This is a genomic window from Wolbachia endosymbiont of Laodelphax striatellus, from assembly GCF_007115015.1.
Lineage (GTDB): Bacteria > Pseudomonadota > Alphaproteobacteria > Rickettsiales > Anaplasmataceae > Wolbachia.
In genome coordinates this window covers 317272-336531 of record NZ_MUIX01000001.1, presented here as the reverse complement: position 1 = coordinate 336531, position 19260 = coordinate 317272, and the positions used below count along the sequence as shown (strand labels likewise).

14 protein-coding genes and 2 pseudogenes are annotated in these 19260 nt (G+C 34.0%); 9 read left to right on the top strand and 7 right to left on the bottom strand.

Annotated elements, in window-relative coordinates:
* The first annotated feature begins 76 nt into the window (after positions 1 to 76).
* Positions 77 to 1363, top strand: coding sequence for a Na+/H+ antiporter NhaC family protein (locus tag BVG17_RS01575; RefSeq protein ID WP_063631158.1), 1287 nt, complete (start codon positions 77 to 79; stop codon positions 1361 to 1363).
* 174 nt (positions 1364 to 1537) lie between these two features.
* Here the strand turns inward: BVG17_RS01575 and prfB are convergent.
* Positions 1538 to 2639 (bottom strand): peptide chain release factor 2 gene (gene prfB / locus BVG17_RS01570; protein ID WP_241654123.1). Its coding sequence is split into 2 segments (ribosomal slippage): positions 1538 to 2572 and positions 2574 to 2639, totalling 1101 coding nucleotides; the frame shifts between segments, so codons are not numbered across the junction.
* A gap of 155 nt (positions 2640 to 2794) precedes the next feature.
* Here prfB and mgtE point away from each other — a divergent pair.
* Positions 2795 to 4165, top strand: a complete 1371-nt coding sequence (gene mgtE, locus BVG17_RS01565) for a magnesium transporter (protein WP_063631159.1) — start codon at positions 2795 to 2797, stop codon at positions 4163 to 4165.
* 368 nt (positions 4166 to 4533) lie between these two features.
* Complete coding sequence (locus tag BVG17_RS01560) at positions 4534 to 4767, top strand: OTU domain-containing protein (protein WP_063631160.1); 234 nt, start codon at positions 4534 to 4536, stop codon at positions 4765 to 4767.
* Here BVG17_RS01560 and BVG17_RS01555 read toward each other — a convergent pair.
* The 4 genes and pseudogenes from BVG17_RS01555 to BVG17_RS01540 all read right to left on the bottom strand — a co-directional run.
* Positions 4743 to 5153, bottom strand: a pseudogene (locus BVG17_RS01555) (PD-(D/E)XK nuclease family transposase); the annotation flags it as partial. The gene BVG17_RS01560 and the pseudogene BVG17_RS01555 overlap by 25 nt on opposite strands.
* The gene (locus tag BVG17_RS01550) at positions 5150 to 5884 is read right to left on the bottom strand and encodes a group II intron maturase-specific domain-containing protein (protein WP_241654096.1); all 735 of its coding nucleotides are present in this window, start codon (positions 5882 to 5884) and stop codon (positions 5150 to 5152) included. The pseudogene BVG17_RS01555 and the gene BVG17_RS01550, both read right to left, overlap by 4 nt.
* A 53-nt stretch (positions 5885 to 5937) precedes the next feature.
* Entirely contained in the window at positions 5938 to 7182 is a 1245-nt protein-coding gene (gene ltrA, locus BVG17_RS01545; RefSeq protein WP_143688722.1) for a group II intron reverse transcriptase/maturase, read from the bottom strand.
* 134 nt (positions 7183 to 7316) lie between these two features.
* The coding region (locus BVG17_RS01540) for an Rpn family recombination-promoting nuclease/putative transposase (protein WP_241654122.1) at positions 7317 to 7556 on the bottom strand (240 nt) is incomplete at its 3' end.
* 113 nt (positions 7557 to 7669) lie between these two features.
* On the opposite strand from BVG17_RS01540, the gene wmk reads away from it, so the two are divergent.
* Complete coding sequence (wmk, locus tag BVG17_RS01535) at positions 7670 to 8599, top strand: WO male-killing family protein Wmk (protein WP_143688835.1); 930 nt, start codon at positions 7670 to 7672, stop codon at positions 8597 to 8599.
* A gap of 115 nt (positions 8600 to 8714) precedes the next feature.
* On the opposite strand, the pseudogene BVG17_RS01530 reads toward wmk, so the two are convergent.
* Positions 8715 to 9209 (bottom strand): annotated as a pseudogene (locus BVG17_RS01530) (patatin-like phospholipase family protein); the annotation flags it as partial.
* A 550-nt stretch (positions 9210 to 9759) separates the two neighbouring features.
* On the opposite strand from BVG17_RS01530, the gene BVG17_RS09435 reads away from it, so the two are divergent.
* From BVG17_RS09435 to BVG17_RS01520, 3 genes are all read left to right on the top strand, one after another.
* Positions 9760 to 11349 (top strand): ankyrin repeat domain-containing protein, encoded by a 1590-nt coding sequence (locus BVG17_RS09435; RefSeq protein WP_241654121.1) that lies wholly within the window; start codon positions 9760 to 9762, stop codon positions 11347 to 11349.
* A 31-nt stretch (positions 11350 to 11380) separates the two neighbouring features.
* Positions 11381 to 15652, top strand: coding sequence for an ankyrin repeat domain-containing protein (locus BVG17_RS01525; RefSeq protein ID WP_241654120.1), 4272 nt, complete (start codon positions 11381 to 11383; stop codon positions 15650 to 15652).
* Positions 15653 to 15995: 343 nt separating this feature from the next.
* Positions 15996 to 16496: an ankyrin repeat domain-containing protein gene (locus BVG17_RS01520; RefSeq protein ID WP_143688834.1), complete on the top strand. Its 501-nt coding sequence runs from the start codon at positions 15996 to 15998 to the stop codon at positions 16494 to 16496.
* On the opposite strand, the gene BVG17_RS01515 is transcribed toward BVG17_RS01520, so the two are convergent.
* On the bottom strand, positions 16493 to 17365 hold the full coding sequence (locus BVG17_RS01515) for an IS982 family transposase (RefSeq protein ID WP_143688832.1): 873 nt from the start codon (positions 17363 to 17365) through the stop codon (positions 16493 to 16495). The two genes, BVG17_RS01520 and BVG17_RS01515, sit on opposite strands and share 4 nt — an antisense overlap.
* Positions 17366 to 17785: 420 nt before the next feature.
* Between BVG17_RS01515 and BVG17_RS09955 the strand changes: the two genes are divergently transcribed.
* Positions 17786 to 17908: a hypothetical protein gene (locus tag BVG17_RS09955; RefSeq protein ID WP_255446080.1), complete on the top strand. Its 123-nt coding sequence runs from the start codon at positions 17786 to 17788 to the stop codon at positions 17906 to 17908.
* 43 nt (positions 17909 to 17951) lie between these two features.
* Positions 17952 to 19223 carry a group II intron reverse transcriptase/maturase gene (gene ltrA / locus BVG17_RS01510; protein ID WP_143688811.1) on the top strand — a complete coding sequence of 424 codons (1272 nt, stop codon included), beginning with the start codon at positions 17952 to 17954 and terminating at the stop codon, positions 19221 to 19223.
* The last annotated feature ends 37 nt before the right edge of the window (positions 19224 to 19260 follow it).

Genomic DNA, 19260 nt, shown 5'->3' with positions numbered 1-19260 from the left:
AGACTAAAGACCTGTGAAAACCAAGCTTGCTTAAAACCACTTAATTGGGTACAATTATAAGTTTTAAGGCAGCAAAATGACAGCTTTTATTCCTTTGGTTATTTTTTTAATCTTGTACCTTGGAAGTGGTATCTACTTTTCCTTTATCGGAATTGATAATCCGCTTCGCCAAGTTTCACCAGTAATTTGCCTACTACCTGCATTATTTTTTGCTGTTGCGCGCAATACAAGTAAAATTCAGCATAACATCGATACTGTTATTGAGGGTATGGGTGATAAAAATACCCTTACTATGTGTTTAATTTTTCTATTTTCTGGAGCATTTTCTGTGGTGACTCAATCAATTGGTAGTGCAGATACTGTTGCTGATTTAATTCTCAATTTTCTTCCAGCAAGATTACTACTGCCTGGAGTATTTTTGGCTTCCGCTTTTATATCAACTGCAATTGGTACGTCTATGGGAGTTGTTGTACTAATGGTACCAATAGCTGTTAACTTAGCGAAAAGTGGGGCTTTTGGTCTTGAAATAGGAACTGCAACTGTAGTTGGAGGTGCCGTATTTGGTGATAATCTTTCAATGATATCTGACACTACTATTGCATCTATTTCTTCACAGGGGGCCACGATAAAGGATAAACTTAAAGTGAATTCTAAAGTAGCATTTGTTGCCAGCGTTATAACGCTTGTCTATCTGGCAATTATGGCAGATAGTACAAAAATTATTCCTACATCAAATTTAGATTATTTATCAGTAATAAAGATTATTCCTTACATTTCTTTAATAATTATGGGGTTATTTGAAGTAACTACTTTAGTCACAATAACTGTAAATATAATTATTGCTAGTGTACTAGGGATAATTTTTTTTGACTATACTATCGTTCAACTCTCTCATAACATATATGATGGGTTCACAAAAGTAAACGAGATAGTGATATTCGCTCTATTTATTAGTGGATTAAGCCATATAATGTATAAGCAGGGTAAAGAGGCATTACATAGATTCATCGATGAAAGTAATATTACAAAAACTAAAGCTGAATTTGTAATAGCTGGAATAGCATCTATGTTTACTATCTTAGTTGCTAATAATACAATTGCTATTTTACTAAGTGGCGATATTGCAAAAAGGCTTGCGCAAAAACATGATATTCCACCGTATCGCAGCGCATACTTATTAGATATTTTTGCTTGCGTTACAAAAGGTATCTTACCTTATGGTTCCCAGCTGCTGCTAGCAGGTAGCATTGCTTCTGTTTCACCTATTTCTTTGTTAACGCAAGTATATTACTGCTTTATTTTGGCAGCAGTTACAGTAGGTGAAATAATCATCAATGGCAGACGTTGCGCGGCTACAACTTAATGTACGAAGATTTCTCTTCATGTTACATTTTTGTGCCCATAAGAAACGAGTTGCCATTTTCATCAGCTACTTGGATAATAGATATATTCACAAAATTGTTCCATTTTTCTCAATAGGTTTTGGTTTTCTTTTCCCCTTATTAGAAGAGCATAAAACTTAGCTTTTTAATAAATCTCATTTTAACTCCAATACACTAACTATGAAACAATCTATATTGCCATCAAAAACGGAATTTATATTGCCAACTTCATGTCCAGTCCTTAAATCCTTTACCATTTGATACGGATGCATAACATACGATCTGATCTGATTTCCCCAACCTATATCGCATTTCTTGCCATATTCTTCGGCCATTTTCTGTTCTTTTTTTTCCAATTCAATTTGATATAAACGTCCTTTAAGTAGTTTAAGTGCTTCATCTTTATTTTTATGTTGAGAACGACCATTTTGGCATTGAGCTACAACGCCTGTTGGAATATGCGTAATACGTACCGCGCTTTCAGTCTTATTTACATGCTGACCACCTGCTCCAGAAGCACGGTAAGTGTCGATCTTTAAATCCTTTTCATCCACAACAATATCTATTGAATCTTCAATCACTGGAGTTACTCCTACACTTGCAAAACTGGTATGACGTTTACCATTTGCATCAAATGGTGATATTCTAACCAATCTATGAATTCCACTTTCGCTTTTTGCCCACCCGTAAGCTTTTTCTCCGATGATCTTTATTGTTGTAGATTTTATACCAACTGCATCACCATCTAATTTTTCTACAACTTCAACTTTAAAATTGTGATAAATTTCTGCCCATCTTGTATACATGCGCATGAGCATCTCAGTCCAATCATTGCTCTCTGTTCCACCAGCTCCTGAGTGGATTTCTAAAAAGCAGTTATTGTTATCTGCTTCACCAGTAAATAAGGATTCTGTCTCTTTAAGTTTGATTAATTTCTCTAGCTTTACTAACTCACCTTTAACTTCAGAAAAAAATTCTTCATCATTCTCATCAATAGCAGATTTCATCAAGCTGATAGCATCGTTGTAATCGCTTTCTAGCTTTGAAAACGATTCTATGTCATGCTTAATTTTAGAGCGTTCTTTTAAAATTTCTTGTGCTTTTTGATTGTCTTGCCACAGATTATCATTCGACGCTTGAGAATCCAGCTCTTCAAGACGCAACTTCAATTTTTCTATGTCAAAGACACCTCCTGATAAGAGAAATACTTTTATTTAAGCCTTGAAAGTATTCAAGGATTTCTGGATGGGTTTTCATTATACTTTAGACTTTAATATATTTATTATCACTAACAATAACAGCAAACAAAATAGAAATTTAACCATATAATAGTTAATTCAAAATAATTTTATTATACTTGAATGTTCAATAAAATCAAGTGTGTATATTTATAAAAAAAATAAGGTAAAGTAATGAATATTAAAACAAGTTCTCATTATGGTTTAGACAAAAAGGCTATTGATGATTTAATAGAGTCTCTCGATAATCAAGAATTAGAGAATGTTCGTAATATTGTAAAAACGATAGATAGTGTTCAGTTAGCTTATTTTTTATCTACTTCGATCAGTGATCACAGGGAGAAATTAGTTAATATCCTCGATCAACATTTGTTAAGTGATGCCTTAGTACATGTAGTACCGGATTTACAAGTAGAGATCATAGAAATATTGGGAATAGAAAATACAGCAAAGTTACTAATGCTTCTTGATGTAGAAGATATAGTAGCCATAGTGAAAGATTTGGATAGAAAGTCTATAGAAAACGTACTTAACTACTTACCCAATGCAACTCAAAAATTAGTAGAGGAATTGTTATCATACCCAGAAGAAAGTGCAGGAAGGTTGATACATAAAAATATGGTTATAGCTCCGTATTATTGGACGATAAATCAGCTAATGGAATTCTTGCGCAATTATAAAAAAATACCAGAAACATTTTACCAAATCTTCATCATTAACTCGAAATTAGAACCTATAGGTAGTTTCAACTTAAATAAGGTAATATCTCACTCAGGAGAAACAATAATAAAAGAGATAATGAGTCAAGATATAAAAATAATTAAAACTGGAATGGACCAAGAAGAAGTAGCAAGAATATTTAAAGATTACTCTCTATTATCAGCTCCAGTAGTAAATAAGAGTGGTAAAATTATCGGTGTAATCCTTATTGAAGATGTAATCAAAATTGTTCAGCAAGAAGCAGAAGAGGATGTACTCAAAATAAGCGGTGTATCATCTAAATCTGATATAAATGCTCCTATACATAAAACTATAATTAAAAGGCTACCTTGGTTATTATTTAACCTCTTAGCTGCAACAATATGTTCTATAGTAGTTGGCTTTTTCGATAACGTAATAGAAAGTTTTATAGTACTACCAATAATTATGCCAATAATTGCATCAATGAGCGGAAATGCAGGATCCCAAACAGTAACACTAACTATCCGTGCAATCGCAACAAAATATCTAACTGAGCAAAATGCAAAAAGAATACTGATGAAAGAATTTTTAATAGGTCTTATAAATGGAGTGATTTTATCTACAATTTCGCTCGTAGTATTAGCAATAAGGTTCCATAGTTTAAAAGTAGAGATCATTTTCGTAGTTTCCATGATTGCAATGTCGATTATTGCAACATTTATCGGCACTTTCATTCCTATAATGCTTCATCGTTTAAGATCCGATCCTGCTGTTTCGTCTTCAATCTTAACATCAGCAACAACTGATATTCTCTCAGCTCTTATATTTTTTGGTCTAGCTACGATCTTTTTATTAAATAGCTGAATCTTGCTATATAAAAATTGCTTTACAAGCTTTAACTGCCACGTTATCATTGCTTCTAGATGTACCGCAGAAAAAATTTATGGTGCGGTTGTTGTAGATGAAGTTTAGATTTAACTGAAAGTATATTAAGTTTAATCCTAAAAAGTTTAAAAGATAAAAGAAAGGGTAGTGTTAATCAAGTAATACATCCTAATCTTTTTCTCAGTCAAAATAAATGTATAAAGTACATGAGTCTATAAATTTGGCTGTTTTAGTTTTAAAAATACAAACTAAAATAAAATGCTAAAATATGCTAAAAAGTTCTTGCTTTGCTAGATCTTTTTAGCCATAACAAAATTATATTTTACGTAATAAATGTGTGGGGTATTATGTTAAAGACATCACATTCTGTAGATTATTTTAAACAAGCAGTTAATCGATCTGAGTTAATAAAAGATACACTATCATCTAGTAGTCAACAAATACCTATTGATTTAGATTTGCCGGAAGATTTTATAATAGGGGAATCAATTGGAGAAGGAGATTGTTTCTTTGATGCAGTTGCACAAGGACTTAATCAATTAAAGCCTTTAGGGACCTTTACTGCAAAACTTGAAAGCTGATCTTCTTTTGTTTTGGGAAATTTAGGCAACTCAATAAATATAAAGTAAAAATCTTTTAAATCATGTTCATTAGTATTTTCATCGCGAATAGTATGCTTTGATTTGTACTCAGACTTATCAGGAAATAAAATACAATCTGCTATAGCAATAAAAATAATTTCCTTAAGATCATGGTATTGATCACCTTTATCAGCCTGTCTTGAGTAAGCTTTAGCAGCATAGTATTGGGCACGTTTTTCAAAGCCTTTGGTTTTAGCGACCAGGTCAGGTAAGGAAGCAGTATTACTACTACTCCCTCCCTTAGAAACGCAGCATGCAGGTTTCCCCACACTACGCTTGAGCCCCTTATCTAAGTTCTTCTTTTCTAGAACCGGCTTGTCCTTCATGATTCCTCAGGAAACATCATTCTTAATGGTGACACCAACAGTAGAGAACCTTCTCTTGAAAAGGAGCTTGCTAACATTCTTGTTCGTTTCACTCTCTCATCAAAATACTTTTTCCATTTTAAGTCAAGGGGATTTGCATCCGCTCTGATTTTAACATGTCGTCTGATAGGTATATCAATCAGCTTAAGCAGTCTTAAATACCGTATCTCTTTTGGTTTGTTCTTGCATATGGGTGCAGCAAAAACCCATTGGCGTTGACCCATTACTTTGAAGTAACGATTCTTTATCCAACGTAATCCTTTACGAGGATGTCTTTTCTTTGCCCATTTCCATAAACTATGCCAAATTTCATTGTCGATCTTTCTAAACGCTTTTTTAGCACACACATGGTGATAGTAATTTCCCCATCCTCTCAGTAGAGAGTTGAGTGACTTAATTACTATAGCCTGAGTGTTCGCTATATTTGCTTTTATCAATGTACGTGCTTTATTAAGAAGTCTTTTAATACTTTCTTTCGAAGGTTTAATAATTAACTTCTTATTATATCTACGTACATTACAACCAAGAAAGTCAAACCCTGTTGTAATAGATGTAATCTTTGTCTTCTCTTCTGACAGAATTAAACCTCGCTCATGAAGAAAGGATGATACTAAAGGCTTAACTTCCTTTTCCAGTACTTCATGTGTGAAACCTGAAATAATAAGGAGAGTAGACCAGCGGAACTTCTCCACCAGTCTCTCGCAGAACTGTACGGAAACCTCTCGGTTTATACAGCTCCCATTATTTAGCCCTTTGATCCTAACCCAAGTGTCCAATGATAGAAAATATTTGGAGACCTCTTTCTCACTTTTCCTAGAAATTGCTTTGCTAGTCTTCCATGATCTCGAAGTTTCTTATATTTGGTTCTGACCCATCTTATGAGGTATCTCTCTATATTTCTGAGAGATGTATACATCTCCGATTTATAAAACCTGCCATAGTACTGAAACCAGCCTCTGACTATTGGATCTATTTTCTTCGATATTTCCTCTAATGTGGTCCACGTAATCCGATGTATTCTCCATGACTTTATGGTTTTCTTGATCTTCTTCTTGGCTTTGTTGCTGATTGCAGGTAGAAATGAAACATAACACTCCCCCTTCTTATTCTTTGCTCCTCTAGCTCTAAAGGTATAGCCCAAGAAATCAAAGTTTTGTGTAGGAAACTCATCTCTCCTATTACCATCCTTACAGTACACTATCTGTGTCTTTTCGGGATGTAACCTCAATTTACACTTAGCCAATCTTTCTTCGATCATTACTTTCATAAATTCTGCCTGTCTCTTAGTTCTGCAGTGCACTATCGCATCATCCACATACCTCTCAAATGGTACTGTCGGGTAGTTCTTTTTCATCCATATATCAAACACATGATGCATGAATATATTAGAGATGATTGGGCTAACTGAACCTCCTTGCGGAACTCCTTTATCCCTAACTACCTTACTGCCATCTGCTTGCTGAATGGGGGCTTTCATCCACCTCTCAACATACAGTATGACCCATTTGCAGTCTGTGTGTTTCTTGATAGCCTGCATTGCTAAATCGTGGTCCAGATTGTCGAAGAATCCAGATATATCCAGATCTACTGTCCAATCATTTTTCCAACATCTCTTCCGTGCTGTATATACCGCATCCAATGCAGACTTATTTGGTCTATAACCATATGAATCCTCGTGAAATTTCGGCTCTACTATCGGTTCAAGATACATAGTAGCGGCTGTTTGTGCTACCCTGTCGGACACTGAAGGAACACATAAAGTTCTTTGTCCTCCCGTATCTTTCGGTATTGCAACAGCTTTTACTGGCTCGGGAAAATAACTTCCGGATGACATCCGATTCCATAGTTTGTACAAATTATCTTTTAGATTTTCCTCAAACTTTGTTATCGAGACCTCATCTACACCTGCAGCACCTTTATTTTTCGATACTTGTTTATAAGCTCTCCAAATAAGTTGCTTCGGTATATCAAAAGACTTTGTTTTATTCATTAATTCCTCCCATTACGGTTGACAAAATAATTAAAACTAAATAACTCAGCTCCTTCGCTCCATTTCCATTACAGAAACTTCTTCACTACTATGAGCTAATCCGCCCCTGTTTTTCGCATCGGTACTCTCATCCNGACTATCACTTGCAGCCCATTTTCATCTCTACAAAGAACATCGACAATGCTTTGTTTTTTAGAGGCAATATCAGGGTCTTGAATAGTACTTAAAAACTCTATATCCTTTATTGCACTTTTACCAGTGAAGCCAAGAATATCATTAAGAAAGTGAATAAGGATGTCCTTATTTTTTTCAGTACCAAAGATGCGCTTGAACGATATATCATTTTTTGGATCGAGAAACTTAGAAAGAGCCATGAGAAATTAACCAAGAAAGCATTAATAATTATACACAATTGTGAAGAAATATTCAACTAAAATGCAAACATTTTGTATATCTTTATTTGGTAGTATTAACTTGTATAATATTTATGGTAAATATCTCGATAAGGTATCAAATAGCACAAAAAGTAAGGAGCTGGAGGTTAAAAAGAAAATATATTCTGAAAGATTTAGTAGGCAAAACAGGCATAAACTATCATACACTGATAAGATACGAGCAAGGAACATGTGGCATTCCAACTGAAAGGCTAAAAGTGATAGCGGACGCATTATCAATTTCTATTAAAAATCTTTTTCCAAGACAAAAAGTACTCAAAGAAAACAGTTGTTTTGACAAAGCTAAGACCCAGGAAATGTATAATTTTATAGAAAAAACAGGAGGACACAAAGCAATTTATGCATTAACCAAATCTGTCCGAGCTGAGGAAGAAAGTAATATAAAAGCAGCAAGAATAAAAATTGCAAAGAATCTAGTTAAAGCAGGGTTTGATAATGACATTATCTATCGAGCAACGGGCTTATCAATTGAAGAATATGCTGATAAAGAGAGATACGAACCAAACGGAGGACAAGAGATAAAAAAGTGGAGAATAATTAGAGGATATACACAAGAAGAATTAGCAAAAAAGCTTAATATAGGTTCCTCACAGATACATCACTATGAACAAGGTAGTGTTACTATTTTAAGTGAAAGGTTATGGGAAATAGCAGAAAAGTTATCAGTGAATGCTGAAGATCTGATGAAGAAATATGAAGAAGATAATTATAAAGCAGAAAAAGAGCTATTAAGTTGGGTGAGAGAGTCTAAAAAAATTGACAATCAAGAATCACGAGATGAACTGGACATATGGGTAGAATTTTTATCGCAAAGAAAGCAAATTTACAAAGAAAAGATTTACAAAGCAGAGGCAAGAAAGGTTGCGAATAATTTACGTATGTTGGACGTTTCTATTGATGCTATTTCTAAAATAACAGATTTATCTATTAAGGAGCTTGAAAATTATGCTTTCAAAACTTAGCCTGGGTTAAAAACTGCAGTAGTTTACTTATGCATAAATAATATATTAAGATATAAGCAAAAGTAGTTAATATATCTACTCTAAACCCTTGTTTAGCTCTGCAGAATTTGACGTATCAAGATAAAACATCACAGAATTTATCTATCAGTTCCTGATTGTCCTCTATCATTGCCTTTGCCTCTTGTTGAAGAGATTTGATATTTTTTGATGTAATATTATCCATTTCAGGTGATGCTATTTTTAATTGTGATTGTATACGTATATATTTATCAGCTATAACTTGATCAAGTTGGTAATTTACTGAATCTAAACTTGAGGCAAACATCACATGTAATAGTGGTTTTATCCAGCCTATTTTTCCAAATCTCTTTGAATTGGCTATGCCTATGCTTCTATCTGTTCTTCCAGTACCTATCGATAACAGTAGAATATCATTATTTGGAAATAACCTCTTACCACTTGCATATGCACAAGCCGCTGGATTATTTGCAAATACCCCGCCATCCACTAATACTCTGTCTATCTGGTCAATTTTTAGATGTTTTGGTATGAAATAAGTAGGGGCAGCCGTTGCAGCTCTGAGTGCATCTTTCAGCTTAATATTACCTTCACATGGTAGATCATACGATTCCAAAATAAAAAGCTCTCACGCTTGCTGGTTTTGGGTACAGGAAATGGCTGTATCATTTAAGTTTTTAATGAAGTGTGAGATTAAGTGGATATTAATTTATTTAAAAATAGAAAAGAGCAGTTAGTGCATTGCAGTAAAAAAAAGAAGTGTATCTGCAAGCACTGGCTTTAGTTTTAAAAATACAAACTAAAATAAAATGCTAAAAAGTTCTTGCTCTGCTAGATCTTTTTAGCTATAATGTAATTCAATATAATGAATACATGGGGCGTTAGATGAATTGTATTATGTACATCATTCAGAAAGCAATCCTGGCTTTTTTAAGAATATACCTAGTCTAGTAAGAAATCAAAAGAAAGGCACACTGTTACTCAGCAATCAAAGTTACTTAGGGTTACCGTAAGACTTCTACAGCAAATTGGTTTGGTACAGCTGCATAAGAATCAAATGAATTAGATGTCAAAACCGATCTTCAGAAAAGAGGTTTACGACCAAACAATTCAAATATGAATATTAAAATATAGGGGGCTTTATGTTAAGTAAAGAAAATACAAAGGAACAAGTAACAGATAATCAATCTAGGTTAATAAGAATGCAAAAAGAAGACACACTGCCATCTAGTAGTCAGCAAATATTAAAGCTGCCAGAAGGTTTTACAATAGGGGAAGCAATTGGAGGAGGGGATTGTTTCTTTCACGCAGTTGCACAAGGACTTAAGCAATTAAAACCTGAAATGAACTTTACTGTGAAGTCTTTGAGGGAAGTTTGTAGGAAGCAAGCTTTAAGTAGTCAAGAAATGAAAAAAAAGATTATAGCAGATGCTAGAAACCGTGGAGATTCTAAAGTAGTACTTCCAGAGCCTGGTATTGATAATGATGAATTATGGAAAACTTATTTGATTTATATAGAATACAGTATTGAAGATATAGAAAAAATGCAGAGGGATAATAAGGACGTGTTTTCATCATTAACTGGTTTAAAGTATGGAAGTACGTTGCAGATTCCTATATGGGGTAGGCCTGAAATTGAGGGAAGAATGATTTGTAATGAATATAATGTTAAGCTGCATGTTATTGAAGATCTTCCCATATATGGATGGTCAGGGTCTCTTATTGATGGATTAGGATCCAAATTTGTAAGTACAGATTATAATGAAAAAGATACTATACATATAATAAATGGAGGATATTCTCATTTTGAGCCAATACTCAGAAAGGAAGTTCAGAAAACATTACCTTATTCTGACCTAACTCAAGTTCAGAGTATGTTGAAAGAACTGTCCTTGGAGCAAATATATGAAGAATTTATTAATACTATAGAGGACTGTAGTCTTTTAGAAATGGAAAAGCTTGAAAAGCTAAAAGTTTTTTTTAGAGCAAATCCAAGGTTGGATGTTAATTGTCAGGTTAATCAACGTGGTGATACACTGTTACATATTGCTGTTTGTAATGACGAGTTAGAAATTATCAGGTTTCTATTGAGAAAAAGAGCTAACGCTAATATTTTAAACATGGAGGGTAAGACTTCCATAGACATCGCTAGAAGTAATAACAGGAAGGGTATTGCTAAGATACTGCAACCACTTGTTTCGTATAAAAGAATTGATGTCCCAGGAGATGGTAGTTGCCTATTTTGGTCTGTTGCTTTAGCTTATTTAACTCCTGTAAAATTTGACAATAATAAATTCTGCAAGAGATTTTACCAATTATTTGGAGACGGCCATGATGTACAAACAATCCAAAGGCTAATCCAAGGTGATGTACATATTTGCCAAAATGATATGCTAAGGTGGTTAGTAGAGAAAATATTTCGTGAAAGAGTTGTTGAAAAAATGCGTTTGTTTCAAGAGGAATTGAAAGACGAGATTAGTATGATAGACTTTTTTGAGAGTAAAAATGAAGGTTATATAACAAATGGTAGCTTTAAAGAAAAATTTCTTTCTGATTTTGGCTCTGAAATTGAAGTTAAGCAGCAGTATGGAATCGAGTCTAGTAAACTCCAGCCTAGCCACTTCAATAGTAATGCAGTAGATGACATTTGTATTGAGCTTGAGAAGATAAATAACCCTAAAAAGGTTCGTAAATTTCAATTTGAAGCATATTTAGAATGTGAGGAGTCCTAAAGCTTGGGGTGGTACATATGAGATAAAAGCAATGTCCCAGCTATTAGAAACTGCAATAACAGTATGTAAGGAAAATTCATCCGAAACTTATGGTAAACAAAGAGAATGTCATAATAATGAAATACGCTTGTTTTATAAAAATAGGAATCACTGTCAATTTTACCAAACAGAATATTCAGATTTAGTAAAGTTTGTTCAGAGCTTTGTACAATCATTTGAAATGAAGCTTATTATATATTCTACATTTGGAGAGATGATAAGAAGGAAAAAAGAAGTGCTTCCACAAGAAGTAATTAACAAAGATTTCGTACGAAGCATCTTTGGATTTTCAGTATGTAGAGGTGTAAGGACAATAGGTGGTGAGAGAGCATATAGGAGCAGAAGTTTTTCTTGTCTATCAGATTTAATAGAAATGTTTGACAGTTGTAAGCTCATTTTTAGGAAAGTGTTAGTAGATGCTGGGTGTGATATTTTTCAAAGCTTTGAAGCACAACTTGAGAAAATTGGTTTTGATCAAGTTTCAAGTGTAGTAGAGGATATTGTGGATAAGATAATTCAATATTATATTCAAAAAGAATATGATAGGAGTGTAGATGGTGCAAGCATAGTTGAAGCTCTTGTTCTAGATAAATATTCACAGAAAATACATGGTAAAGTGGTACAGTATGGAAAGAGGAGTTATAATATCATAGATCTGTATGAAAATATTGGAATTGTAACGGGGAAAGAAGACTCTCTTATCTATTATGAAAAAAGAGATAAATCTAGTCAGTATGGTTATCGTCGTCTTTTTATATGTGAGAAGTTGAGAAAAGTGTATGATGAAGTAAAAACTACAAGTACGGAATTTGAGGATTACGTATATACTTTAGATCAACAAAGCTTTGTAAACACTGTGGAAGAGGTATTCTCTATTGTTAATGAAGAGATTCAAATACCAAGTAGAGAAAGATGGAATAATCTTGTAAGACAGGTTAGATCACACATTGAGAAAGAAGCAGAGTCTTTATTTAAGGGAAGCATGCTTCTTTATAGAAAAAGAAGAACAAGCCTACTCTATCGTCAAGAATCCTTAATTATACCAGAAAAGAGGCTCAGTAAGGAGCGAGATACGAAAGAAAGTATAGAGCGGCTAAAAAAGGCTGAGAAAAATCTTGAATATGTGTCTTTAGTAAAAGACAGTATAGTAAAGTTGCAAGATTTAAGTTATTGTTCCAAGCTAGAACAAATATTTAAAAGCCGTACTGAAGAAATTTCTCAAGAGTATAAGAAATTCTTTAAATTACAGTATAATGACACAAAAGAAACTAAGGAATTTCAGCTTAGTATAAAGGGAGTTAATCAATCTTTCTTTTCTATAAAAAGATTCAAATCTAAATTGAAGAAACAGAAGCTTAAAAATGTGTGTCCCACAGTAGATGACTTTACAGGAAGGCAAGAGCAAGTAAAAAAGATATGTCAAGAACTGCAAAAGGAAAAAGGGGCAGTGGTAGTAATAACTGGTAAACATGGTATGGGCAAAACTCAACTGGCTAGAAAGTGTGCTGAGGAAAGTAGAGAAAGTTATAGCCATATCTATGAGACAGAAGACAGCAACATGTTACCTATAGAGAAGCGTTTTTCTTCTTTAACCAAAAGGAAGTTAGGTATATATATGGAAGAAACAAAATCACTAATAGGAAGTAAAAAATGTCTAATTATTTGTCATAATGCTAAAAGAGAAGACATAGAAGAGGTTCTAGAGGTAGAGGATAGAGTAGGTTTTGATTTTTTATTCACTTTTCCTGATCAGCCTTGTAAAGGCGTAGTAGAAGTCGCTTTGGATGCTTTTGAAGAAGATCAAGCTGTACAACTTACCAAAAGAATTTTAGGAATAGTAGATAAATCACAAGACAAACAAATAAAATTATTTGTAAAAAAGCTTGAAGGTTTTCCATTAGCTATAAAGCTAGCAGCAGCTTATATTAGAAATAGTAAGTTAAGTAATTCAAAAGAAGCATTTGGAATTCATGAATATTTAATAAAATATGAAGATCTTGATCAGGTAATTCCAAAAAACAATAAGCAGGACAAATATGATAGGGTTTTATTAGTAACAACAGGCATTTCCATGGAGGTAATGGAAAAGAAAAATGGTGGAGTACCTTTTAGGTGTTTGAAAGTTATGGCTAATTTGGGTAATAGCTACATTGACCCTGATATGTTTTTAGTTTTGGTTGAACTAGATTCTACTTTCAAATTGATGGAAAATTATTCTCTGCTTGATATAGAAATGATAGGCAGAAAAAAAATGTATGTTATACATGAATCGATAAAAGAAGCCATACGTTCTCAAATCGCTGAAGATCAAAAGGAGGATATACTTCTAACTGCTGTGGAAATATTTGAAGATGAATTTAGCAATTTGTTGGAAAAAAATGATACTTTGCATCTTATAGCCTTAGTTGATTACCTTGGAAACTATAACACTTTTAAAGAAGAAGAGCCTTTTGTGATTAGATCTATCACACGTTTACATTTAGAGGGCGAGTATAAGGAAGTTGTCGGGCTTTCAGCAAGAGTATTGCCGATTATTGCATCTTCAACGGAAAATTCTTTGAAAATTAGATATTTATGTACCCTTGCGTTAGTTGCATTAGGAGATTGCTCAGGGTTAAAAGAGCTTTTTGAACTCAGAAAAAGCAGCTACAGGGGTTATTTTGAGCAAATGCTTCTAGATCATTTTATAGTTATTACTTACACCATGGAAGAGAAGTATGATTGTGCATTAGATTATTTACGAAATTGTGCTCCTCTACTTTCTATCAGTGATAGCTTATCAAGTAGATTGGCAATTCTATCAATTGATTTGGCTAGAGTATTTGTAATGAAGGGAGAATATCTATTTGCATTTACAGTATTGTACTACGTTGAGCATTTTAAAGTAGAATTTAATTCTACGGAAAAAGATGATTTCTATCAAGATTTTTTTAAAAACCATGACCTATTGTATTTTTCATGCCTCAAATACACCCGGGCCTTAGGAAAACTTTATAGCATTCAAGATGAAAAATACTTCTATCTTACAACAACATCTCCACATATCAACTTACATAAATTGAATTCATCAGTTTTACAAGAATGTTTACTTGATATTCTAAAATACCAAAAGCAAAGTCCTTTCATACGTAGAAGTCCTTTTATTGAAAAAATGATAAGTATAGAAGATAAAAAAAATCTATTAGATGAAGTGTTAACGGAGTTCAACGACTTGATTAGCTCAGGTGAGTTGTATGAAAGCAATCATATAGGTTTTTATAAAAATCTTATACAATTATCTGTTGGGTATAACTATCTTGGAAAAAAAGGGGCATCACAAAAGCTTCAAAACATGCAAGAGTTACAGGAGAAAAGAATAGGGTTAAATTATCTTGGCACTACACAAGAAATGTCTATTGAAAGTGAAAGAAAAAAATATTTAGAAAAGGAAATAGAGAAAAAATCATTTTTTCCACAATCCGAAGTAGTTGATTTTGCTGTTGGTAATACTTTTAATGTTATTCTGAACATTCTCAGATATGAAGATATTGTAAATCTTCATGGTAGAAATAGTATAAACCTTTTACACTATACTGGTGTCACTGCTAGCTCAGATATTATTGAATACCTTACAGATAAATGGGCTAATGTGAATCTAAAATTCAGTGGTCTCTTAAATATTGTTCCTAGCCTTTTAGAGCAAGAAGATTGCATAAATCTACAAGATAGTCGTGGTAGGGGTTTTCTGCACTATGCTGTTATTGCTGGTCACCTAAATATTGTTAAATACTTTGTAGAAAAAGGAGCTAATGTAAATCTACAGGATAGAAATGGTATTAGTCCTCTACACTACGCTTTTATCGCTAGTCGCTTAGATATTATTGAATACCTTTTAGAGCGAGGGGCTACTATGAATCTAGAATGCAAAGATCTTTTGCTTTATTGTATTGCTATTCATGGCCAAAAAGCGCAATCAATTATGTCCTCAGGCCCTTGTTCTTCGGACTTAAAAGTGCAATCACATAAGAAACGACAGAAGACAACTATACATTTAGATAAGTCTAAGAAAAGGAGATTAGAAAATACAAGTGCAACATCTCAGGAAAATACGCCTAATATACAACTGCTTCAAGGTAACATATCAGACATATCAATGCAATTTGAAGATCTTGATCATAGAATGCAAGGTGACATTTGTAATAAGTTAGAGGAAAAAGTTAATAGTCAATTGGAAAATAGTGACTCACAGCAGTTAGTTGACAATAGGTACTGGTGCATGCAATAAAATGAAGGAGCATAAGTGATAAGGTATCCGTACCTTCATTTAACAGAATGGCGCTAGACCAACGCATCCCAAGACAAACTCTTCTCACATCTCTTGGTTTTGAAGGCTAGAAATGGACATATTACTTAAGTTTTTAACATTGTATGCTGCTAAATTAGTAGCAATTTATCTTAAGAGTCCTGAACAGACAAAATCTTTGAAACCAAAAAGAAACTTCTTTCTAAAATAATTGCATATAGCTGTAACGGTTAGTTTTTTATGAGAAAAAACTTGTTGTATGCCAAAAATATCTATGCTATAGATAATGTATTTTACATAATTTAGTAGCAACTTTGGAGGGTTTATGAGAGGAATTGATAGAAAATTATTCGATGCTGTAGAGCAAGGCAATCTTGATAGAGTGCAAAGATGTCTTAATGAAGGAGCTGATGTATTGGCAAGAAATAATCATCATACATTATTACATGCAGCAGTTAGTAGTAATAAAGAAGAAATAATAAAATTAGTTTTAAATAAAATCAAAGAAACGCAGAGCCAGTATATTGACGCTAAGGATACAGAAGGTGATACGCCATTGATGTGGGCTGCTGAAAGTGGGAGGGTAAATGCAGTAGAGGTATTATTAGATCATGGTGCAAGTACTGAAGTAAAAAATAATGATGGTATGACAGCATTACATTGGGCTGCAAAAGAAAATGAATCGAGAGTTGCAAAACTTCTAATTGATAAGGGGGCTGATGTGTATGCTGAAGATAAGGATGGTAAAAAGCCAATCGACCTTGCCAGAGAGAGAAATCATTCAAGTGTTGAGAAATTACTTTATGAAACCCCAGTTGCGGATTAATCAATACAGTAAAATCTAGAAATAGAGGGCTTTTTAGACTTCATAGAATATGAAACTAATGTGGAAAAGATGTGCACCAAGAAATTTATTGGAGACCTGTGTCTTGAATGCTCAAGATCAAGTCTGTTTTTGAGGTAACCAAAAACTGTTTCAATAATCGACCTTTTTCTTAAAAAAATCTTTTCTTCAAGAAGCATTAATGTGTTTTTCATACCTTTTTTTACTTTGGTAACGAGTTTTATTCCTCTATCGAAGAGTTTTGCAAAGAGCTCTTTCTTTATATAGTCCTTATCACCAAACAAAAGACCAGTCAGTTTTTCAGTTAATTTTGGTACTGGTTTTCTGTCGTCAACGTTACCTTTAGTCATTGTAACTCCTTGAATTTCACCTTTTTCATTAATTACCATATGCAATTTAAAACCCAAAAACCAGCCATATGTAGTCTTTCCAAGCTTTGCCAATCCTTTGAAAACTTTGTTTCTTGAGATTTTTTTTGGATGGCAAACAGCGATAGAAGTTGCATCTATGTACGAAATTCCGGTCATTTTTGAGTGCTCACAAAGCCACTTTAACAAGAGCACTAAATACCATAAAACCCTAGATTTTAGCCTAATAAATCTACTATATGTTGGCAAATTTTGAAACTCAGATCCATGTAGTGCTTTCAAATAATATGTATAGAAAGATTTAAAGTCCTCACATCTAGATTGTTGATAAAGTAAAATTATAGTAAGAATTTCAGAATGCGTAATCCCTGGCGTTCTGGTAGGTTTTTTACTGTTTGGCAGGAGTTTTTCTGCGAAATTTTTGTTTATAGCCTTGCAAAAATCGTCTACAAAGCAAAATAATTCTGTTACATTTTTATTCATGGGTAACCTCTCTATTTTTTGATAATATGTTTCCGGAGTTTAGTGTGCCGTAGAGACACAAGGAATGTTCAAGTAAGAGCAAACTAAGTGCAAAAGCTACGCAATAGATGGGGGTGGGCCCCTCGGAGCCGGCTTACAAGAGCAGGCTTCAAACAACCATAAGCTGCTTTGGTAAAAAGCTAAGGTAGTGAGCGTTATGGAAAAGGCGCAAATATGCGTCATGTGTAAAATAGAGAGATGAATGAAAATGAACCACTGATAAAGTGTCGAAAGGAATTGGATGATGTCAAAACCAGGGGTTAGACTTAACCTGGGATAAATCTATCGGGAGCTTGTTTACTGGATAGATGGCGTCCGGCATAGAGGTGGCATGAATCTATTTTGGGCTATTGCGTGGAACTGCGGGAACCTGTCGTTTCGATGATAAGGGAGAAATCCAAGGAGCTGATCTCTGAGGATGAGAGTACCGATGCGGAAAACAGGGGCGGATCAGCTCGTAGTAGTGAAGAAGTTTCTGTAATGGAAATGGAGCGAAGGAGCTGAGTTATTTAGTTTTAGTTATTTATCAACCGAAAGGGAGGAGTTAATGAATAAAACAAAGTCTTGTGATATACCAAAGAAACTTATTTGGAGAGCTTATAAACAAGTATCGAAAAATAGAGGTGCTGCTGGTGTAGATGGGGTTTCGATAACAAAGTTTGAGGAAAATCTAAAAGATAATCTATACAAACTATGGAATCGTATGTCATCCGGAAGTTATTTTCCAGAGCCTGTAAAAGCTGTAGCAATACCGAAAGATATGGGAGGAGGACAAAGAATTTTATGTGTTCCTTCAGTATCAGATAGGATAGCGCAAACAGCAGCAACAATGTATCTCGAACCGTTAGTGGAGCCAAAATTCCATGAGGATTCATATGGTTATAGATCGAATAAATCAGCATTGGATGCGGTAGATACAGCGCGTAAGAGATGCTGGAAGTACGATTGGGTGGTAGACCTTGATATATCAGGGTTCTTCGACAATCTGGATCACGAATTAGTTTTGCAAGCTATCAAGAAACACACAGACTGCAAATGGGTCATACTATATGTTGAAAGGTGGATGAAATCCCCTATACAACTTGCAGATGGCAGTAAAGTAGTTAGGGATAAAGGAGTTCCGCAAGGAGGTTCAGTTAGCCCAATCATCTCTAATATATTCATGCATCATGTGTTTGATATATGGATGAAAAAGAACTATCCGACGGTACCATTTGAGAGATATGTGGACGATGCGATAGTGCACTGCAGAACAGAGAAACAGACAGGATTTGTGAAAGTAATGATCGAAGAGAGATTGGCTGAGTATAGGTTGAAATTACATCCTAAAAAGACACAGATAGTGTACTGTAAGGATGACAATAGGAGAGATGAATTTCCTAAACAAAGTTTTGATTTTCTGGGTTACACATTCAGACCCAGGTTAGCAAGAAATAAAATAGGGAAGCATTTTGTTTCATTTCTCCCAGCAATTAGCAACAAGGCCAAGAAAAAGATTACTACAACCATAAGATCATGGAAAATGCTACGAAATACGCATATAACATTAGAGGAGATATCAGGAAAAGTAAATCCAATAGTCAGAGGCTGGTATCAGTACTATGGCAAATTTTACAGAACTGAGGTCTACAAATCTCTAAAGAATGTAGAGCGGCATCTAGAAAAGTGGGTCAAAAGGAAATATAAGAGACTCAGGAGTCACGGAAGACTAGCAAGACAATTTCTAGGAAAGGTGAGAGATAGGTCTCCAAATATTTTCTATCATTGGACACTAGGTTTAGGGTCAAAAAGGCTAAATAATGGGAGCTGTATAAGCTGAGAGGTTTATGTACAGTTCTGCGAGAGACTGGTAGGGG

Excerpts from the sequence above, each read along its gene's own strand:
- BVG17_RS01575 (WP_063631158.1), top strand. The coding sequence starts at position 77 with ATGACAGCTTTTATTCCTTTGGTTATTTTTTTAATCTTGTACCTTGGA.
- mgtE (WP_063631159.1), top strand. The coding sequence starts at position 2,795 with ATGAATATTAAAACAAGTTCTCATTATGGTTTAGACAAAAAGGCTATT.
- BVG17_RS01560 (WP_063631160.1), top strand. The coding sequence starts at position 4,534 with ATGTTAAAGACATCACATTCTGTAGATTATTTTAAACAAGCAGTTAAT.
- ltrA (WP_143688722.1), bottom strand. The coding sequence starts at position 7,182 with ATGAATAAAACAAAGTCTTTTGATATACCGAAGCAACTTATTTGGAGA.
- wmk (WP_143688835.1), top strand. The coding sequence starts at position 7,670 with ATGGTAAATATCTCGATAAGGTATCAAATAGCACAAAAAGTAAGGAGC.
- BVG17_RS09435 (WP_241654121.1), top strand. The coding sequence starts at position 9,760 with ATGTTAAGTAAAGAAAATACAAAGGAACAAGTAACAGATAATCAATCT.
- BVG17_RS01525 (WP_241654120.1), top strand. The coding sequence starts at position 11,381 with ATGTCCCAGCTATTAGAAACTGCAATAACAGTATGTAAGGAAAATTCA.
- BVG17_RS01520 (WP_143688834.1), top strand. The coding sequence starts at position 15,996 with ATGAGAGGAATTGATAGAAAATTATTCGATGCTGTAGAGCAAGGCAAT.
- BVG17_RS01515 (WP_143688832.1), bottom strand. The coding sequence starts at position 17,365 with ATGAATAAAAATGTAACAGAATTATTTTGCTTTGTAGACGATTTTTGC.
- BVG17_RS09955 (WP_255446080.1), top strand. The coding sequence starts at position 17,786 with ATGATAAGGGAGAAATCCAAGGAGCTGATCTCTGAGGATGAGAGTACC.
- ltrA (WP_143688811.1), top strand. The coding sequence starts at position 17,952 with ATGAATAAAACAAAGTCTTGTGATATACCAAAGAAACTTATTTGGAGA.